Origin of the sequence: Chelatococcus sp. XZ-Ab1 (genome assembly GCF_029309855.1) — a bacterium.
GTDB lineage: Bacteria > Pseudomonadota > Alphaproteobacteria > Rhizobiales > Beijerinckiaceae > Chelatococcus_A > Chelatococcus_A sambhunathii.
The window spans coordinates 314548-332680 of sequence record NZ_JARKII010000001.1; the positions used below are offsets into that span (position 1 = coordinate 314548).

Sequence of the window (18133 nt, forward strand, 5' to 3'; positions counted from 1 at the left end):
ATTGTGAGACTGGGGAGCCAACGTGGCTGAGACCGCTACCGCCGAACCGACCCGGCGAGACTTTCTCTTCATCGCGACTGGCGCCGTGGGCGCCGTGGGTGTTGCCGCGGTGGCATGGCCCTTCATCGCGCAGATGAACCCGGATGCGGCAACCGTTGCCGCCGGCGCGCCGGTCGAGGTCGACCTGACGCCGATCGCCGAAGGGCAGATCGTCAAGCTGTTCTGGCGCGGCAAGCTCATCTTCGTCCGCCATCGGACGGCGGAGGAGATCAAGGCAGCGGAGGACGTCAACGTCGCTTCGCTGCCGGATCCGGAAGCCGATTCGGCCCGCGTCAAGGAAGGTCACGCCCAGTGGCTCGTGGTCTACGGCAATTGCACCCACCTCGGCTGCGTCCCGCTCGGCAATGCGGGCGCCTATGACGGCTGGCTGTGCCCGTGCCACGGCTCGGTGTTCGATACATCCGGGCGTATCCGGCAGGGGCCGGCGCCGACCAACCTGCCGATCCCGCCCTATGCCTTCGTGAACGACACGAAGATTCAGATCGGCTGACGCGCCCACCAGCATCACGCCCGCGATACCGAGCAACATCAGGCGACCCAAGACCATGAGCGGACATTCCACCTACGTTCCGAAGAGCGCAGTGGCGAAATGGTTCGAGAGCCGGCTTCCCCTCGTCGGCCTCGTCCATTCGTCCTTCGTCGCCTACCCGACGCCGCGCAACCTGAACTACTTCTGGACGTTCGGGGCGATCCTGTCCTTCATGCTCGTGGCGCAGATCGTGACGGGCATCGTGCTTGTCATGCACTACACGCCGCATGCGACGCTGGCCTTCTCGTCCATCGAGCACATCATGCGCGATGTGAACTACGGCTGGCTGCTGCGCTACCTGCACGCCAACGGCGCCTCGATGTTCTTCATCGCGGTCTACATCCACATCTTCCGCGGCCTCTACTACGGCTCCTACAAGGCCCCGCGCGAGATCCTGTGGATCCTCGGCGTCATCATCTTCCTCCTGATGATGGCCACCGCCTTCATGGGCTACGTGCTGCCGTGGGGGCAGATGAGCTTCTGGGGCGCCACCGTCATCACGAACCTCTTCTCGGCGCTGCCCATCGTCGGCGAGCCGATCGTGACCTGGCTGTGGGGCGGCTACTCGGTCGACAATCCGACGCTCAACCGCTTCTTCTCGCTGCACTATCTGCTGCCCTTCATGATCGTCGGCGTGGTGGCCCTGCACATCTGGGCGCTGCACGTCGTGGGGCAGAACAACCCGGCCGGCCTCGACGTCAAGAACCTGAAGAAGGACACGGTGCCCTTCACGCCATACGCGACGATCAAGGATTTCTTCGCCGTCGTCTGCTTCTTTGTCTTCTTCGCCTGGTTCGTGTTCTACATCCCGAACTATCTCGGCCATGCGGACAACTACATCGAGGCGAACCCGGCGGTGACGCCCGCGCATATCGTGCCGGAGTGGTACTTCCTGCCGTTCTACGCCATCCTGCGCGCCATCCCGGACAAGCTCGCCGGTGTCATCGCCATGTTCGCGGCGATCGCGGTGCTCGCCTTCCTGCCGTGGCTCGACACCTCGCGGGTGCGCTCGGCCACCTACCGGCCGCTCTACAAGCAGCTGTTCTGGGTCTTCGTGCTGTGCTGCATTGGTCTCGGCTATCTGGGCGCCAAGCCGCCGGAGGGCGGCTATGTCATCGCCTCGCGCGTGCTGACCGCATACTACTTCCTGCACTTCATCGTGATCCTGCCCATCCTCGGCCTCATCGAGAAGCCGCGCGCCATGCCAGGCAGCATCGCCGAGGACGTGCTGCGCAAGCATGGCGGTGCGCCAGTGGGCCTCGCCTCGGGCGCCAGTGCCGAGCCGAATTCCAAGGGCTGAGATTGGGGCTGATCGCGCCTTGCGGCGCGGGGGAAATGACGACATGAAAAAGACGACCCTTCTCATCGCCGGCTTCCTCGCAGCCGCTGTCGTTGCGGCGGTGCCGGCCTCTGCGGCCGAGCAGGTGAAGCCGCCGCGCGAGAGCTGGAGCTTTGCCGGTCCCTTCGGTACCTTCGACCGTGCCCAGCTGCAGCGAGGCTTCAAGGTCTACCGCGAGGTCTGCGCCAGCTGCCACGGCCTCAGCCGTGTCGCCTTCCGCAACCTCTCCCAGCCGGGCGGGCCCGAGTTCACCGAGGGTCAGGTCAAGGCGCTCGCCGCTGAATACCAGATCCAGGACGGGCCGAACGAGGCGGGCGACATGTTCGAGCGACCGGGCCGCCCGGCCGATCATTTCCCGTCGCCGTTCCCGAACGAGAATGCGGCGCGCGCGGCCAACGGCGGCGCCTACCCGCCGGATTTCTCGCTGCTCGCGAAGGCGCGCACCTACGAGCGCGGCTTCCCGCTGTTCATCGTCGATGCCATCCCCTTCTTCGAATATGCCGAGCACGGCGTCGATTACATCCACGCGCTGCTGACAGGCTACCGCGAGGCGCCGGCGGGAACCACACTGCAGCCGGGGCAGTACTGGAACGAGTACATGCCCGGTCATGCCATCGCCATGCCTCCGCCGCTCAGCGACGGGCAGGTGGAATACCCGAAGGACGAGGCCGGCAACCCGGTGGTGCCGGAGACGGTCGACCAGTACTCGCGCGATGTCTCGGCCTTCATGATGTGGGCGGCCGAGCCGCATCTCGAGGCCCGCAAGGCGATGGGCTTCAAGGTCATCATCTTCCTTATCGTCTTCGCGGCGCTGCTCTACTTCACCAAGAAGAAGATCTGGGCCCGTGCACATGCCGAGGAAGCACACGGCTGAGCGTCCGCGTCCTGCCAGGAAAGGCGCCTTCGGGCGCCTTTTTCATTGGCGGATGGCTTCCGACGCTTCTTGACGCGCGGGGCGGCCGGGTTGATGACTTGACGAAACCCGACGGTGGAACAGCGACATGGACGAGCGCAGCGATCTCAGGGCAGCGGTGCGGACGATCCCTGACTATCCAAGGCCCGGCATCCTCTTTCGCGACATCACGACGCTGCTCGGAGACGCGCGCGCCTTCCGCCGCGCCGTGGACGAACTGGTGCAGCCGTGGCCCGGCTCCAAGATCGACAAGGTTGCAGGCATCGAAGCGCGTGGCTTCATCCTCGGCGGCGCGGTGGCGCACCAGCTCGCGTCCGGCTTCGTGCCCATCCGCAAGAAGGGCAAGCTGCCGCACGAGACGGTGACGATCGCCTATTCCCTCGAATACGGCATCGACGAGATGGAGATGCACCGCGACGCGATCGCGCCCGGCGAGCGCGTCATCCTCGTCGACGACCTCATCGCCACCGGCGGCACAGCGACGGCGGCCGTCGAGCTGCTGCGCAAGATGGGCGCGGAGGTGGTCGCAGCCGTCTTCGTCATCGACCTGCCGGATCTCGGGGGCGCCCGACGCCTGCGCGACATGGGCGTCACCGTGCGCACGCTCATGTCCTTCGAAGGGCACTGAGCCTCAGGGCTTGCCGGTATCGTCTGGTTCGCCGGACACCAGCCTCTCCGGTCCGGAGGAAGCCCGCTCGGGGCGGTGGCGCTGTGGCCTTGACCGGCGCGGTTTCTTCGCCGCCGCAGCAGCCGCGTCCTCGCCCGCGCCCGCTTCGACAGGCCGGTCGTTCACGATATGCAGGGGCGGCGCATGGCCCTTCTTGTCGCGTCCCATGTAGACGGTGATGTGCGGATAGGGGATCTCGATGTCCCGCTCGTCGAAGACGGCCTTCAGGATCTCGTTGTAGGCGCGGCCGACATTCCACTGCTGGCCGGCGAGAGTGCGGATGCGGGCCCGTACCTTCACTGCCGAATCGGCAAAGCCCGTGACACCTTGCATGTCGAGTGGCCCGATGATGGCGCTGCCATGCTCGGTCTTTGACAGCCTGTCGAAGGCCTCGTGCATGGCCTCCTTCACCTGCGGGATGTTCTCGCGGTAGGCGACGCCAATCTCCGCGACGTGAAAGGCGAAGCCGCGCATGAAGTTGGACACGGTTGTCACGGCGCTGAACGGCACGAGGTGATAGATGCCGTCGAGGTCGCGGATGCCGACGGAGCGGATGGTGAGCTTCTCCACCACGCCCGAGACCGAGCCCAGATTGACGACGTCGCCCTCGTTCATGGCGTTCTCAATCTGGATGAAGGCGCCGGTGATGATGTCCTGCACCAGCTTCTGCGAGCCGAAGCTGACGGCAAGGCCGATGACGCCGGCGCCAGCGAGCAGCGGACCGATATTGACGCCGAGTTCAGACAGGGCGAGGAGGCCGACAAGCACGAGAAGCACGACGGTGAAGGCGTTGCGGAAGAGGGAGAGCAGGGTGCGCTCGCGCGCGCTTGGTACGCGGCCGAAATCGTTCGACAGCCGGTACTCCACCCAGCTCGACACGGCGACGTAGACGAGCCAGCCGATGACGAGCACGAGCGAGGTGGAGATCAGGGCGCCCACGAGGTTGCGGCCTGTCTCGCTCGCCAGCCACCCGCCGAGGTCAAGGACAGCCCAGGCGTCTGCGATGGCCAGCAGCACTAGGACGAGCACCAGCGTCCGGGCAACGCGCAGCACCGAGGGAATAAAGGCGTTGAGCCTGGCCTCCAGCAGGGGCAGGCGCGCCTTCACATCGTCCGGCAAGGACATGCCGCCCCGCAGGGCCCGCGTGATGAAGGCCGTGACGAGGCTGCCGACGAGCACGGCGATGCCGGTCTCCACCGTCGCTCTGAGCATGAAGGGCAGGACGGTGAAGGGGTTCGACAGCCAGGCGGCGAAGAGGGCGACGAGATAGACGATGGCGAGGACATGCCAGATGCGGCTGAGGACGATGAGGACCTGCCGCGTTGCATGGCCCCATTCGCGCCCGGCCGTTGACAGGCGGGCGCGCACGGCGTCGCGGTTCTGCAGGATGATGGCGATACCGATGAAGAGCGCCGCCAAAAGCACGATGACGCGCACGGATCGGGCGGCGGCGAAGGTGGTGGCGACCGCGACGAGCGGCGCGACGAACAGGAAGGTGTAGCCGACGAGGCTGACGAGGCGGCTCAGCCAGAAGTACCAGTAGTTTGCGTCGGTGTCGTCGAGCGGCAGCAGCCGCAGAGCGGCATGGCGGGGCGCCAGAAGGAAGCGCAGGCTGACCTTGCCGAGCTCGAGCACGATAAGCGCGTTGAGGAACAGCGTCTCGCCGAAGCTGAGCGCCGCCTCGCTGCCGAGCTGCAGCGCGATGAGATAGCCGGCGCCCCAGGCAATGACCACGGCGAGCGCATCGATCAGCGCCGCGACGACCGCGAGGGCGAGGCGTGTCACGAGTGGGGCACCTGCGGCCCGCAGCGCCGTCCGATCGAGGAAGCGATTGGCGATCAACCGCGCGGCGAAGAGCAGCAGAAAGGCGACGAGCATCACGGAGCCGAGGCTCGCGATGACGTCCCACAGCCGGGGCAGGTCGAGCGATGCTGTGCCCGCCAGCACCTCGCCGAGCCGCTCGGTGAAGGCCCAGGCGGAGGCGAGCGCCTCCTTGAGGGCGGTCGTCGCCTGGGTCGTGTGCTCGGCCAGCCAGCGGGCGAAGGTCGGCGCCTCGGCCGGCGGCGCGGGTTCCGCGGCTGCGCTCCGCAGCCGGTCGATCAGCGCCTGGCGGGCGGCATCGTCCTCCAGGATCCTGATGAGCGCATCGACACTCGTGTTCGCCGGCGCCTCGCCCGTGCTTGCCGCCGGCGCGGGGGTCGTCTGGGCGGACGACGGGCCGGCTGCAGTGAGGAAGGACGCGAGGCAGAGACAGACGAGCGCGATGAAATGTTTCATGAATCCCGGAGAAGGTCCCCTGTTGAAAGGCTGATGCGCAGCCGGCTGCGCCGCCTTAAGGGGACCACATCGGGGGCCGGCTTTCAACGCCGGCCATGGTGATCAGCGTCAGGCGGCAGGCGCTCGCTGCCACATCACGGTGCCGGTGAAGGCGAAAACCGGCTCGCCATTCTGGTTCACGGCCGTGCTGTGCTGGGTCACGAGGCCCCAGCCGGGGCGGGATGCGGAGGGCCGCGCCTCCACCATGCGCACCGCATAGGTCAGCGCGTCGCCGGCGAAGACCGGCTTCAGCCATTTGAGGTCGCGAAAGCCCGGGGAGGGGCCGAGGCTGGGGACGGGCAAGCGCAGGGACAGGGCGGCCTGCCGCTGCCGCTCCCAGTGCGCCACCATCAGCTTCATCCACACGGCGGCCGTGTGCCAGCCGGAGGCGCAGAGCCCCCCGAACAGGGAGCGCCGGGCCGCCTCCGCATCGACGTGGAACGGCTGCGGGTCGTAAGCGCGCGCGAAGGTGACGATCTCCTCGGGGGTGAACTGATAGGTGCCGAGCGAAGCCGTCTCGCCGGGCACGAGATCGTCCAGGAAACGCGCATGGTCCGGGGAGGGCCGGGCTGCGGGCAGATCCGGCGTCGCGACCTGGTGGCCCCGCGCTGCGATCGAAGTAGCGGCTTCGGCCTCCCGGCGGGGATCGCGGCGCCGGAACATGACCCAGTTGGTCTGCTGCAGCAGGTCCTCGCCCGCCCCGTTGGCAAGCACCATGCGGAAGCGGACCATGCCGATCTCCGGCCGGCTGCGCAGGGGGCGGCGCTCCAGCACCTCGACCGTGAGCGTGAGATCGTCGCCCGGCCGCACCGGCCGCAGCCAGCGCACTTCCTCGATGCCCGGGGCACCCTGGCCCGTGGAGGCGAGGATGAAGCCGTCTGCGATCATGCGCATGACGATGCCGCAGCTGTGCCAGCCCGAGGCGATCAGCCCGCCGGCGAGGCTCTCCTTCGCCGCCTCGGGGTCCGTGTGCATCGGCTGCGGGTCGTATTGCCGCGCGAAGGCGACGATCTCGTCCATGGTGATGGGGCGGGGGCCGAGGGACAGGCGGATGCCGGGTTCGAAATCCTCGTAATGAGTGAGCGCCATGAACACCTCGCCGATCGTGAGCCCGGCAGACGAGGTCGCGCCGGGCAGCGGGCCCCAACTTGGGCTATAGCGGAAAGGCCGCGCCTCGACGACGGGCGCCGGAGCAATTCTGCCCTTGGCCAAATGCACGCGCCCGCGCTAGCTCACAGCGTGCCGGCGGCGGCATGGGCGAGGCGGATCGGCTCAGGCAGCCGGAAACGTGTCGTCGCGGCGAGCGTCACGGCGACGGCGCTCGCGAGGTCGATGCGGTGGCCCGGGGAGATGAAGACGGGACTGACGCGCTCGCGCGTGCGCAAGGCGACGCCGATCGTCTCCCCCTTGTCGACAAGCGGTGCGGCGGCGCCCTTCTTCAGCCCGAGCGCCTCGAAACGGCCGACGAGCAGCGTCTTGCCGCAGCCGATGGTCGGCTTCTCGAGCCACAGGCCCATGTGGCTGGCAATGCCGATGCGCCGTGGATGGGCGATGCCCATGCCGTCGAAGATGAAGACGTCCGGCTCGGTGCCGAGCTTACTGAAGGCTTCTTCCAGCACTGGTCCTTCGCGGAAGCTGAGCAGGCCGGGCACGTAGGGGAAGGGTGTCGGCCGCGTGGCGAGCACCGTCTCGATCACGGCGAAATCCGGCAGACTGGTGACGACGACGGCTGCACGCGAGAGGCCGTTCTTGATGCTAACGTCGACGCCGGCAATGAGCCGGACGTCGGGCAGGGACAGCGGCCGGCTCGTATCGATCTCGCCCCTTAAGTCCTGCTGCAGGACGACGGCGTCACGCGGTGTCACGGCCCAGCCATGGCGGGGATGGAGCTTCATGAACCCTTCATGGCAGGCGGCGATGCATGCCGCAATGGCGGAAACACCGACCGCGCCCTCCGCGAGCGACAGCCTCATCAGCTTCACCGGCTCGCTCGACGCCCCGTGGATCCGCTGGCAGAATCGGTCTCCGGTACGGGCACGCCAGCACAGCCGGTGGCTTCTTGTGCCGGGTTCGGGTGCGCGTTCGGCTTGCGCCCTGCTATTCCCGCTCCGCCGCGTCCTGCTCGTCGCGGGCGAGGCGCGCCTCAAGCTCGGCGATCCGGGCGGCGAGACGCTCGTTCTCGTCACGGGCGGCTGCGGCCATGTCGCGAACGGCGTCGAATTCCTCGCGGCTGACCACGTCCATGCTGCGCAGCATGCGTTCCATCTGGGCGCGGACGACAGCTTCCACCTCGCGGCGGGCGCCCTCGGCCATGCCGGCGGCGTCGGTGACGAGGCGGGCGATGTCGTCGAAAATCCGGCCGGTGGTCTGGGTCATGGCTGCCTCCTCGCGCAGTTCGGCTTGGCTATAGCACAAGTGCGGCAGGCGGGTGGCCCCTTCTCACGAAAAGATTGTCGCACTCGGGCCCGTTTCCCGTGCTATTGCCGGTCCTGTCGTCGCAGGCTGACGCGGTGTGGGGTTGACGCCGCATCCGTGGTCGGGAAAGTCGCGCGAAGACTGCCGGGACGATCCGCCGACGAGATCGAGATGCCAACCTTTGCAATCGCCTTCCCCACGATCGATCCGGTAGCTATCAGCATCGGGCCGCTCGCCATCCGCTGGTATGCGCTCGCCTACATCGCCGGGCTCTTGGGCGGCTGGTGGTATGCGCGCGCCCTGGTGCGCCGGCCGGGCCTTTGGAGCGGGGCGGGCCCGCAGCCGACACAGACCGATCTCGACGACCTGCTCGTCTATGCCGCGCTTGGTGTCGTTCTCGGCGGACGCCTCGGCTACGTCTTCTTCTACAATCTGCCGCACTATCTCGCGCAGCCGGCGGAGATCTTCGCGGTGTGGAAGGGCGGCATGTCCTTCCACGGCGGCCTTGTCGGGGCGGCGCTCGGCGTCGTCTGGCTGGCGCGCCGGCGCGGGCTTTCGGTTTTGACGATGTTCGACCTCGCCGCGACGGTGGCGCCCATCGGCCTCTTCTTCGGTCGCATTGCCAATTTCATCAATGCGGAGCTGTGGGGGCGGCCGGCGCCTAACTTTCCCTATGCCGTCGTCTTTCCCGGCGCCGGGCCAGTGCCGCGCCACCCGAGCCAGCTCTACGAGGCCTTTTCGGAGGGGCTCCTTCTGTTCGTGCTCCTTGCGCTCGTCGTGCGCGTCGCCGGCTTTCGCCGGCCTGGCCTCGTCGCCGGCGCCTTCGCCGCCGGCTATGCGGTGGCGCGCAGCGTCTGCGAGTTCTTCCGCGAGCCGGATCCGCAGCTCGGCTTCCTCTTCGGCCGCGAGGTCTCGGCGCTCGAGGGCGGCGTGACCATGGGCATGCTGCTCAGCCTGCCGCTGCTCGCTGCCGGACTCTTCCTCATCTGGCGGGCCCTGCGGCGCGAGCCGCTGCCGGCCGGCGGAAGGGGAGCAGCGGCATGAGCCGGCTCAAGAACGAAATCGCCGCCATCATCGCCGCCGAGGGACCGATATCGGTCGAGCGCTTCATGGCGCTCGCCCTCGGCCACCCGCGCCACGGCTATTACATGACGCGCGACCCGTTTGGCCGGGCGGGGGATTTCATCACGGCGCCGGAAGTGTCGCAGATGTTCGGCGAACTCGTCGGCCTGTGGGTGGCGTCCGTCTGGCAGACGATGGGCGCCCCCGGCAAGCTGCGCCTCGTCGAGCTCGGCCCCGGCCGGGGCACGCTGATGGCGGACCTGCTGCGCGCCGGCCGCGTGCTGCCCGGCTTCTCTGAGGCGGTCGACGTCCATCTCGTCGAGACGAGCCCGGTGCTGCGCGCGGCGCAGAAGGCCTCGCTCGCCGGGCGCGTCGCGGCGCTCCACTGGCACGACCGGGTCGAGGACCTGCCGCCGGGGCCGGCCATCATCGTCGCCAACGAGTTCTTCGACGCCCTGCCGGTGCGCCAGTTCGTGCGCCAGGGCGGCGTCTGGCGCGAGCGGCTCGTCGGCCTCGGAGCGGACGGGCGTCTCGTCTTCGGCCTTGCGGCGGAGCCGGAGCCGCGGCTGACGCAGCAGGCGGGGGAGGGGGCGGTGCTGGAGGTGCCGCTCGTCGGTCACGGCATCATGCGCGCCCTCGCCCAGCGGCTCGCGGCCGACGGCGGGGCGCTGCTCGCCATCGACTACGGCCATCTCGCGACGGCGCCGGGCGACACGCTGCAGGCGATGAAGAATCACAAGCCGGTCGATCCGCTGGCCGAGCCGGGCGAGGCGGACCTGACGGCGCATGTGGATTTCGCCGCCCTCGGGCGGGCGGCGCTCGCCGCCGGCGCCGTGCTGCAGGGGCCTGTCACGCAGCGGGTTTTCCTCGAGGCGCTCGGGCTTGGCGCGCGGGCGGATCGGCTGCAGCGCTCGGGCAGTCCCGATCAGGCCCGGGCCATCGCCGGTCAGCGTGAGCGGCTGGTAGAGGGCGGGCGCACCGGGATGGGGGAATTGTTCAAGGTGATGGCGGTGACGCATCCGGACCTGCCGATGCTGCCGGGCTTCGACCGCCTGACGACACCGGCCGAGGCAAGCGGGGAAGAACCATGAACGCACCGGACAGGGCCTTTGCGGACAGTGCGACGGCGGAGGCGATCGAGGCGGAGGCGCTCGCCGCGCTCGGCGGCATCCGCCACGCCTTCTTCACGCGCCGTGGTGGCGTCTCTGGTGGCATCTACGGCTCGCTCAACGGCGGCACCGGCTCGCGCGACGACGCGGCCGCCGTGCGCGAGAACCGCCGCCGCATGGCGGCCCGGCTCGGGCTGCCGGCCGAGAGCCTGCTCGGACTCCACCAGGTCCATTCGCCGGACGTGGTGACCGTCGAGACGCCGTGGCCGGCGGATGCGCGGCCGAAGGCCGACGGCTGCGTGACCCGGGTGGCGGGCATCGGCCTCGCCATCTCCACGGCCGATTGCGGGCCGCTGCTCTTCGCCGATCCCGAGGCGCGAGTCATCGGCGCCGCCCATTCCGGCTGGCGCGGTGCCTTTTCCGGCATCGTCGAGGCGGTGGTCGTGGCGATGGAGGCGCTCGGCGCGGAGCGCGGGCGCATGACCGCCGTGCTCGGGCCTACGATCAGTGCATCGGCCTACGAGGTCGGGCCGGAATTCGTCGCCCAGTTCCGCGCGGCCGACCCGGCCTGTGGGCGCTTCTTTACGCCCGCGCAGCGGGCGGACCATGCCATGTTCGACCTGCCGGGATTCATCGGTGCGCGCATGGCGGCGGCCGGCGTCGGTCGTTTCATTGACCTCGGCCTGTGCACCTATGGCGACGAGGAACGCTTCTACAGCTATCGGCGGGCGACCCACCGTGGCGAGGCGGACTACGGCCGGCTGATCGCGGCGATCACGCTCACTTCGTAAGCCGGCCCTTTTCGGTGGCCTCGGTGCGCAGGCGCCGCTCGACGTGCTTGGCGACGCGCAGATAGCGGTAGAAGGCGAAGTTCATCGCCGTCATGAAGCCGTAGACCCCGCGCACGAAGTGCCGGCGGCCGAAATAGGCCTTGATGAAAGCTGCCGGAAACTCGAGGTAGAGCCGCAGCATCGAGACCCGCTCGCCACGCTCATCGAGATTGTCCGCCTGGGCGTCGGTGTAGCTGTTGAGCTTGGCGAGCTGGTCACCGAGCGAGCGCACCGAGAAGTGGTGAATGGTGCCCTTGAGCCGACGCACGCGCGCACCGGGGGCGAGCACGACCCGATCGTGCACCGTCGAATCGGAATAGCGACCGATGTTGCGCCGGTAGAGCCGGACCGGCGCCAGGGCGTAGGCGAGACGATGCGGCGCCGCCTCGCCCGGGAAGATCTCGGCGATCCGCGTCTCATAGGCATCGGCCGCGGGATCGCCGGAGGCGAACAGGGCGGCGATCTCTGCCGCGAGATCCGGAGGCACGACCTCGTCCGCGTCGATGTTGAACAGCCAGGGGTGTCGGCACTGGTCCTCGGCGAAGCGCTTCTGCGGGCCGTAGCCGGGCCAGGGGTTGAAGACGACGCGGGCCCCGTGTGCCTCGGCAACCGCGACGGTCCCGTCCGTCGAGCCCGAATCGACGACGACGAGGTCATCCGTCAGGTGCCGCACCGCCTCGAGGGTCCGGCCGATGCGGTCAGCTTCGTTGTGCGCGATGACGAAGATGGAGAGAGGCAGGCTCACGTATCACACCCTGAGTTCTCGCCTGCCTTTGGCATGCGGGTGGGCCCGCGGCAAGACTCTCGCGCCATGGAAGGCCGCCGCGCGGGGCGCCTTTTCAGCGCAACGCGAGCCTGCAAAGCGGCCCTCCGGTATCGCAGGAGGGATGGGCGACTGATCGCGCTTCCACCCTCGCTTCGCGCGTTCGCAATCCGGCAGCAAGTGTCGCGCGGCGGCCTCTTAAGTGTTCGTTAGGCATAGCTGCAATGCAGCAACCGGGCAGGCACGCCGCGAAGGCTGCGCCATAACGCCCGGAACGAGGCTGAGAAGGGCATGATGAACGGTTGGTTAATGCCGCAGCGAAGAGGGAAAAAGAAATAAAAACAACAGTTTAATACGCTCGCGCGGAAGGTGCCAGCCGCTCTTGCGCCGCCCGCCTGAAGGTGGTCCCACATTTCTCCCGGCTTCCGTCACTTTTCAGCCATAGTCGCCAAAGGGGCCTGTGGCGGTGCGGCAACAGACAGCCGGCAGAGGTTCGGTTAGAAGGGTGCAACTTCCGGGCGGGCCCTGGTCCGCGGGAAGCATGAAGGAGTTAAATGATGAAAAAGATTCTTCTCGCGGGTGTTGCTGCTGCCGGCCTCATCGCTTCCGGCGCCGCGGCGTTCGCTGCCGACCTTCCGAGCCGCAACGTCGCTCCCGTCGCTCCGGCTCCGGTCGTTCCGATCTTTACCTGGACCGGCTTCTACGTCGGTGTGAACGCCGGTTACGGCTGGGGCGAGTTCTCGAAGGCTGCAGGCTTCGATGATCCGGACGGCTTCGTCGGCGGTGGTCAGATCGGCTACAACTACCAGATCGGCCAGTTCGTCGTCGGTCTCGAGACGGACATCCAGTACGCTGACCTCAAGGGCAAGACCGCTGCCACGACGTTCGCCAACGGCAACATCGGCACCGGCCGCGGCGAGGTGGAGTACTTCGGCACCGTCCGTGCCCGCGTCGGCGCCGCCTTCGACCGCGCCCTCATCTACGTGACGGGTGGTCTTGCCTACGGCGAGACGAAGTTCTCGGGCATCGACGCCACGGCTGGCCTCGCCTTCTCGAAGTCGGAGACCAACGTCGGCTGGACGCTCGGTGCCGGCCTTGAGTACGCCTTCACCAACAACATCACCGCCAAGGCCGAATACCTCTACGTCGACCTCGGCGACAACCGTTACTACGGTGCCAACAAGGCGGAGACCCAGTTCTCGGTCGTCCGCGCCGGTCTGAACTACAAGTTCTAATCGGCTTCCGGTTCAAACCGGTTCCTCAAGACCCGGCGACTTCGGTCGCCGGGTTTTTTATTGGCCGGGGCGGCAGTTCCCCAACGCTTTGAAAGAGCCGGTCCTGGGGCGGGCAGGCCGGGCTGGGGCGTCACGCCGAAACCTTCGTCGCCTCGAAGGAGGGCACGCGCTGCGCGAAGTCGTCGAGCCAGGCGACGAGCGCCGGATGCTCGCGGCGCCATGCGCCGCCGAAGCGCAGGTCGAGATAGCCGAGGGCACAGGCGAGCGCGACATGGCCGATGTCGATGCCATCGGCAAGACGCGGCGGGGCGGCGGCAGCCGAGGCGAGGGCCCGTGCGACCTTGCCGGCCTGGTGCTCTACCCATTTCGGCTCGTGCTTGTCCGGACCGCGGAAGCGGCCCTCGTAGACCTGCAGGATGGCCGCATCCATGATGCCATCGGCGAGCGCTTGGCGCGTGAGCGCATCGAAACGCTTCTCTCCGGCCGGATGGAGGCCGCCGCCGGCGAGGTGGTCGAGATATTCGGCGATCACCCGAGAATCATAGAGAACGCGCCCGTCTTCTAGGACAAGAGCCGGGATCTTGCCGAGCGGGTTCTGCCGGCGCAGCGAATCGCTCGGGTCGGTCGTATCGGCCGGCACGATCTCGATGCGGTCGGAGAGGCCGAGAATGGCGGCGGCGATCTTAACCTTGCGGCCGAAGGGAGAGGCGGGAGACGAACGCAGGACGAGCATGGGCGAGGCTTCTCCTCGTGTGGTCTGAAGGCGAATCGGCAGCGGCTGACCTGTCGTCAGCCGTGGCAAGCTTTGTGACGGGCCGGCCTTGTGCGGGCAAGCGCCCGTGACGCATGGCAGGGGGGACGGGGCCGGTGCGGGCCGTCACTCGCCGGCGATCCATTCGGCCTGGAAGCCGGCGCCGGCGCCCTGCGCGAGGCGCCTGGCGAGGGCCGGCAGCAGGACCTCGGCCTCCTCCTTCAGCGTCCACGGCGGGTTGACGACGACGAGGCCGGAGCCGTTGAGGCGCGCCGCGTCGCGCCCGTCCGTCACCATCAGTTCAAGGCGCAACACCTTGCGTGTGCCGCTCGCGGCGAGGCGCGCGGCGAAGGCGTCGATGGCACGCACGTCCTTGATCGGGTACCAGCCGGCAAAGAGGCCGGTCGGCCACTTCTTCCAGGCGCGGGCGATCTCCTCTGCCAGCCGTCCGAGTTCACCCGGCTCCTCGAAGGGCGGGTCGATGAGCACCAGGCCGCGCCGCTCGGGCGGCGGGATCATGGCGTGGAGCGCGGTCCAGCCGTCGAGCGCGACGGCCTTGATGCGCTGGTCGTAGGTCAGGGTGCGGGTGAGCGTTTGGGCGTCCTTCGGGTGCTTCTCGACGGCGATGGCGCGGTCCTGCCGGCGCAGCATGGCCGAGACAAGCATCGGCGAGCCGGGATAAGTGCTCTCCCCGTGGCGGGCGCGCACGGCGGCGATGGCGGCCCGGTAGGGAGCGATCAACGCCTCGGCCTCCTGGGGCAGCGGCGCCTCTAGCCGGCCGATGCCGTTGCGCCATTCCGCGGTCTTCTCGGCTTCCTCGCCGGCAAGATCGTACAGCCCGATGCCGGCATGGGTGTCGATGACGCGGAACGGCGCGTCCTTCTTCAGGAGATGGACGAGGATGCGCGCAAGCAGCGCGTGCTTCATCACATCGGCGAAATTGCCGGCGTGATAGGCGTGACGGTAGTTCATGTCGGTAAGGCCCTCACCGCGGCGCCTCGACCTTGAGATCGCCGAAGCGGCAGCCGCTGCGGTCGACCTCTGGACAGGTGCGGAAGCCGCGCAGGTCCTTCGTCAGGCAGATGCGCACCTCCTGCAGCACGCCGCGCCGGCAGACGATCGACATCATGTCGGTCCTGAGGCCCTTGTTGACGGCGACGAAGGCGCGTTCGAGGTCGATGGGCGTGAAGGCCTGGTCCCCGGCCGGGCTCTGCAGCTGCGGCGGAATGGTCACCATGTCGCGCGCGCGCTTCACGTCGGCGAAATAGTCGCTCGGGCTCCTGCCGGAGCAGGTGCCATGCTTGCGCCACTGATAGCGCGCGAGGCCCTCGTCCGGATAGAGCCCCGCGGCTTCGGCGACGGCGGCGCGCGAGGGATTGCGTGGCACGTTGGCGCAGTCGGTCGGATAGCCCCGCTCATGCTGCGGCCACAGGCCGTGCACGACGAAGCCGAGGCCAGCCCCGTCACGGCACTGCTCGCGTTCGTCGGCCTTGTCGGACAGCGCGCAGAAGCCCGGCGACCAGGAGAGGGCAAGCACGTAGAAGTCGAACGCGCCTGGGCGGCCGCCCCGCTCGGGCCCGGCGGCATCGGCACCGCCCGCGAGCAGAAGGGCGCTCAGGCTCGCGCAGATGGCCAGCCCCGCTCTGCGGCCGGTGAGGCGGGGCCGCCCCTTCGATCTCGGCATCGGCGCGCTTTCAGGGGCGGGCGGCGCGGCAGTGGCCGCCATAGGCATAGGAGCGGTCGAGCCCGCTGACGCACCATTCGACGTTCCAGCCCCAGCCGGCAAGCCCGAGATCCTCGCGCACGGAGTAATAGACCGTGCGCTTGCGCCCGTCGGACGTCCAGGACCGGGCCGCGCAGAAGCGGCGTGGAATGTAGCTCGCGCTCCAGGGACGATAGCCCAGGGAGCGGATGTGCTCGAAGCTGGTGATGCTGAGCGAGGAGGCCCAGTAGCGCGCTTCGGTGGTGGCGAAGCGCTCCCGGATGTCGGAGAGCACGGCCGGGTCGTCGCAGGCGGGTACGCGGCCCGTCCACGGCACCTCCCGGCGCTCGGCCGGGACGGTGTCGTAAGGATGAGCCGGGCCGGCGCGATAGGCGATGGTCCGGTCGTAGTCGGCGGCAATGGCCATGGGACTTATGATAACGGCTGCGACGGACAAGGCGAATAAGGCGCGCATCGCTCTCTCCACACGTATCGAGTGAAGGTCGTGTGGCGGACGATGCGCGGCGCGGCCGCGAAGGTCAAGCGGCGCACCCCTGCCTCAGAGTGAAGCGGCAGAGCGGGCGGCCTGGTCGTAATGGCCGGACAGCGCCCGCATGTTGCTCGCGATCTGCGACAGGGCGCTCTCGTCGAGGCCGAGGCCGCGGACCGCGCGCACGAGCAACTGCTCGCGGATGGCACGATAGCGCAGGCAGGCGGCTTCGCCCTCGGCGGTAACGGCGACCGTCTTCTCCTTGCCGGTGCGGCCGCTCTTCACGAGTTTCAGCCGCTCCAGCTTCTTGACCGAATAGGTCACGAGGTGGGTATCCTCGACATTGAGGACGAGGCAGATGTCGGCGAGCTTCTTGCCCTTGCCGCGGTGGTTGACGGAGTGCAGCACGAGCACGTCGAGTGGCGACAGGTCCGGCACCCCCGCGGCGGCCATGCCGCGCACCATCCAGCGATGGAAGGCATGGCTGACGAGGATGAGACCGAACTCGAACTCCGACAAGGCCGGCAGGGCGCCTGAGGCGAGATGGGCCGAGGAGACGATGGGGCCGAGTGCGGGCCACTCCCGGGCCTCCGCTGGGGCATTGTCTGTGCTGTTCTTCGTCATGGCGACCTCCGCAAGCTCTCAGCCGGCCTCGAGCATGGTGCGCGGCAGCCATAGCGCGAGATCGGGAAAGATCGCGAGCAGGGCAACCACAACGGCGAGGATGAGGAAGAAGGGCAGGGCATAGAGGCCGATGCGGAAGATGCTCCGTCCGGTCATGCCCTGCAGCACGTAGAGGTTGAAGCCGACGGGCGGCGTGATCTGCGCCATCTCGACGACGATGACGATGTAGATGCCGAACCAGATGAGGTCGAAGCCCGCGGCCTGGACGAGCGGCATGATGACCGCCGTCGTCAGCACCACCATCGAGATGCCGTCGAGGAAGCAGCCGAGCACCATGTAGAACAGCGTCAGCGCCAGCAGCAGCTGCCACGGGCTGAGGTTCATGGCGCCGATCCATTCGGCGAGCGCCCGCGGGATGCCCGTGAAGCCCATCGCCGTCGTCAGGAAGGCCGCGCCGGCGAGGATGAAGGCGATCATGCAGGAGGTGCGTGTGGCGCCGAGCAGCCCGTCGCGGAAGCTTGCCCAGTCGAGCGTGCCCATGGCGCGCGACATGACGAGCGACAGCGCGACGCCGACGACCGCCGCCTCCGTCGCCGAGGCGAAGCCGCCGTAGATGGAGCCGATGACGCCGAGGATGAGGAGGATGACGGGGATGAGCCGCCAGCCGGCAGCAAGGCGCTCGCGCAGTGGCATGCTTGGCTCGCGCTCGGGCATGCGACCGGGGTTGAGGAGTGCCCAGCCGCCCACATAGGCCATGAAGAGGCCGGCAACGACGATGCCCGGCACGATGCCGGCGATGAACAGGCGCGCGATCGACTGCTCGGTTGCCGCGCCGTAGACGATCATGATCAGCGACGGCGGGATGAGCAGGCCGAGCGTGCCACCGCCGGCGAGCGTACCGATGGCGAGGCGCTCGTCATAGCCGCGCTTCTTCAACTCCGGCAGCGAGATGCGGCCGATGGTGGCGCAGGTTGCGGCCGAGGAGCCGGAGACGGCAGCGAAGATCGTGCAGCCGACGACGTTGACGTGCAGGAGCCGGCCCGGCAGGGCGCGCATCCACGGCGCAAGGCCGGAGAACATGTCCTGCGACAGGCGGGTGCGGTAGAGGATCTCGCCCATCCAGATGAACATCGGCAGGGCGGTGAGGTCCCACGACGTCGCCGCGCCCCAGACGGAGGTGGCGAGCACCTGGCCTGGCGGCGCCGAGACGGCGATGACCATGCCGGCATAGGCGACGATGCCGAGAGCTAGCGCGATCCAGGTGCCGGTGCCGAGGACGAGGAAGAGGACGACGATGAGCAGGCTCGCGAGCGTGACGGCGTCCATCG

The 18133-nt window shown here is 68.4% G+C and carries 19 protein-coding genes; 8 read left to right on the forward strand and 11 right to left on the reverse strand.

From position 1 onward, the window contains the following. The first annotated feature begins 22 nt into the window (after positions 1-22). The 4 genes from petA to P2T65_RS01615 all read left to right on the forward strand — a co-directional run bounded on the left by petA (position 23) and on the right by P2T65_RS01615 (position 3469). Positions 23-550, forward strand: coding sequence for a ubiquinol-cytochrome c reductase iron-sulfur subunit (gene petA / locus P2T65_RS01600; RefSeq protein WP_055457561.1), 528 nt, complete (start codon positions 23-25; stop codon positions 548-550). A 55-nt stretch (positions 551-605) separates the two neighbouring features. Then, entirely contained in the window at positions 606-1889 is a 1284-nt protein-coding gene (locus P2T65_RS01605; RefSeq protein WP_055457560.1) for a cytochrome b/b6, read from the forward strand. A 43-nt stretch (positions 1890-1932) separates the two neighbouring features. Then, a complete protein-coding gene (locus tag P2T65_RS01610) occupies positions 1933-2802 on the forward strand; it encodes a cytochrome c1 (RefSeq protein ID WP_055457559.1) in 870 nt (289 codons plus the stop codon). A 127-nt stretch (positions 2803-2929) separates the two neighbouring features. Beyond that, positions 2930-3469 (forward strand): adenine phosphoribosyltransferase, encoded by a 540-nt coding sequence (locus tag P2T65_RS01615; RefSeq protein WP_055457558.1) that lies wholly within the window; start codon positions 2930-2932, stop codon positions 3467-3469. A gap of 3 nt (positions 3470-3472) precedes the next feature. On the opposite strand, the gene P2T65_RS01620 is transcribed toward P2T65_RS01615, so the two are convergent. From P2T65_RS01620 to P2T65_RS01635, 4 genes are all read right to left on the reverse strand, one after another. Next, complete coding sequence (locus P2T65_RS01620; protein ID WP_276199081.1) at positions 3473-5785, reverse strand: mechanosensitive ion channel domain-containing protein; 2313 nt, start codon at positions 5783-5785, stop codon at positions 3473-3475. Positions 5786-5893: 108 nt separating this feature from the next. Further along, on the reverse strand, positions 5894-6913 hold the full coding sequence (locus P2T65_RS01625; RefSeq protein WP_276199082.1) for a MaoC family dehydratase: 1020 nt from the start codon (positions 6911-6913) through the stop codon (positions 5894-5896). A gap of 143 nt (positions 6914-7056) precedes the next feature. Beyond that, positions 7057-7719 (reverse strand): deoxyribonuclease V, encoded by a 663-nt coding sequence (gene nfi / locus P2T65_RS01630; protein ID WP_055457901.1) that lies wholly within the window; start codon positions 7717-7719, stop codon positions 7057-7059. 202 nt (positions 7720-7921) lie between these two features. Further along, positions 7922-8200, reverse strand: a complete 279-nt coding sequence (locus P2T65_RS01635) for an accessory factor UbiK family protein (protein WP_055457556.1) — start codon at positions 8198-8200, stop codon at positions 7922-7924. 210 nt (positions 8201-8410) lie between these two features. Here P2T65_RS01635 and lgt point away from each other — a divergent pair, with 210 nt between their 5' ends. The 3 genes from lgt to pgeF are packed head-to-tail and all read left to right on the forward strand — an operon-like array spanning position 8411 to position 11201. After that, complete coding sequence (gene lgt, locus P2T65_RS01640) at positions 8411-9283, forward strand: prolipoprotein diacylglyceryl transferase (RefSeq protein ID WP_071924069.1); 873 nt, start codon at positions 8411-8413, stop codon at positions 9281-9283. Further along, a complete protein-coding gene (locus P2T65_RS01645; protein WP_276199083.1) occupies positions 9280-10392 on the forward strand; it encodes a class I SAM-dependent methyltransferase in 1113 nt (370 codons plus the stop codon). The genes lgt and P2T65_RS01645 overlap by 4 nt, the downstream gene beginning before the upstream one ends. Beyond that, positions 10389-11201, forward strand: coding sequence for a peptidoglycan editing factor PgeF (gene pgeF / locus P2T65_RS01650; RefSeq protein WP_276199084.1), 813 nt, complete (start codon positions 10389-10391; stop codon positions 11199-11201). The genes P2T65_RS01645 and pgeF overlap by 4 nt, the downstream gene beginning before the upstream one ends. On the opposite strand, the gene P2T65_RS01655 is transcribed toward pgeF, so the two are convergent. Further along, entirely contained in the window at positions 11191-11985 is a 795-nt protein-coding gene (locus P2T65_RS01655; protein WP_055457552.1) for a glycosyltransferase family 2 protein, read from the reverse strand. The two genes, pgeF and P2T65_RS01655, sit on opposite strands and share 11 nt — an antisense overlap. Positions 11986-12560: 575 nt before the next feature. Between P2T65_RS01655 and P2T65_RS01660 the strand changes: the two genes are divergently transcribed. Beyond that, positions 12561-13238 (forward strand): outer membrane protein, encoded by a 678-nt coding sequence (locus P2T65_RS01660; RefSeq protein ID WP_055457900.1) that lies wholly within the window; start codon positions 12561-12563, stop codon positions 13236-13238. A 130-nt stretch (positions 13239-13368) separates the two neighbouring features. Here the strand turns inward: P2T65_RS01660 and P2T65_RS01665 are convergent, their stop codons facing one another. The 6 genes from P2T65_RS01665 to P2T65_RS01690 all read right to left on the reverse strand — a co-directional run bounded on the left by P2T65_RS01665 (position 13369) and on the right by P2T65_RS01690 (position 18131). Further along, positions 13369-13971 (reverse strand): glutathione S-transferase, encoded by a 603-nt coding sequence (locus P2T65_RS01665; RefSeq protein ID WP_055457551.1) that lies wholly within the window; start codon positions 13969-13971, stop codon positions 13369-13371. A 144-nt stretch (positions 13972-14115) separates the two neighbouring features. Beyond that, on the reverse strand, positions 14116-14961 hold the full coding sequence (gene rlmJ / locus P2T65_RS01670) for a 23S rRNA (adenine(2030)-N(6))-methyltransferase RlmJ (RefSeq protein ID WP_071924066.1): 846 nt from the start codon (positions 14959-14961) through the stop codon (positions 14116-14118). A gap of 13 nt (positions 14962-14974) precedes the next feature. Then, positions 14975-15673: a ribonuclease T2 gene (locus P2T65_RS01675; RefSeq protein ID WP_072249418.1), complete on the reverse strand. Its 699-nt coding sequence runs from the start codon at positions 15671-15673 to the stop codon at positions 14975-14977. Between the two features lie 10 nt (positions 15674-15683). Further along, positions 15684-16166: a hypothetical protein gene (locus P2T65_RS01680; protein WP_071924065.1), complete on the reverse strand. Its 483-nt coding sequence runs from the start codon at positions 16164-16166 to the stop codon at positions 15684-15686. A gap of 84 nt (positions 16167-16250) precedes the next feature. Further along, positions 16251-16805: a winged helix DNA-binding protein gene (locus tag P2T65_RS01685; RefSeq protein WP_055457548.1), complete on the reverse strand. Its 555-nt coding sequence runs from the start codon at positions 16803-16805 to the stop codon at positions 16251-16253. 18 nt (positions 16806-16823) lie between these two features. Then, a complete protein-coding gene (locus P2T65_RS01690; RefSeq protein ID WP_276199085.1) occupies positions 16824-18131 on the reverse strand; it encodes a TRAP transporter large permease subunit in 1308 nt (435 codons plus the stop codon). Positions 18132-18133 lie beyond the last annotated feature (2 nt).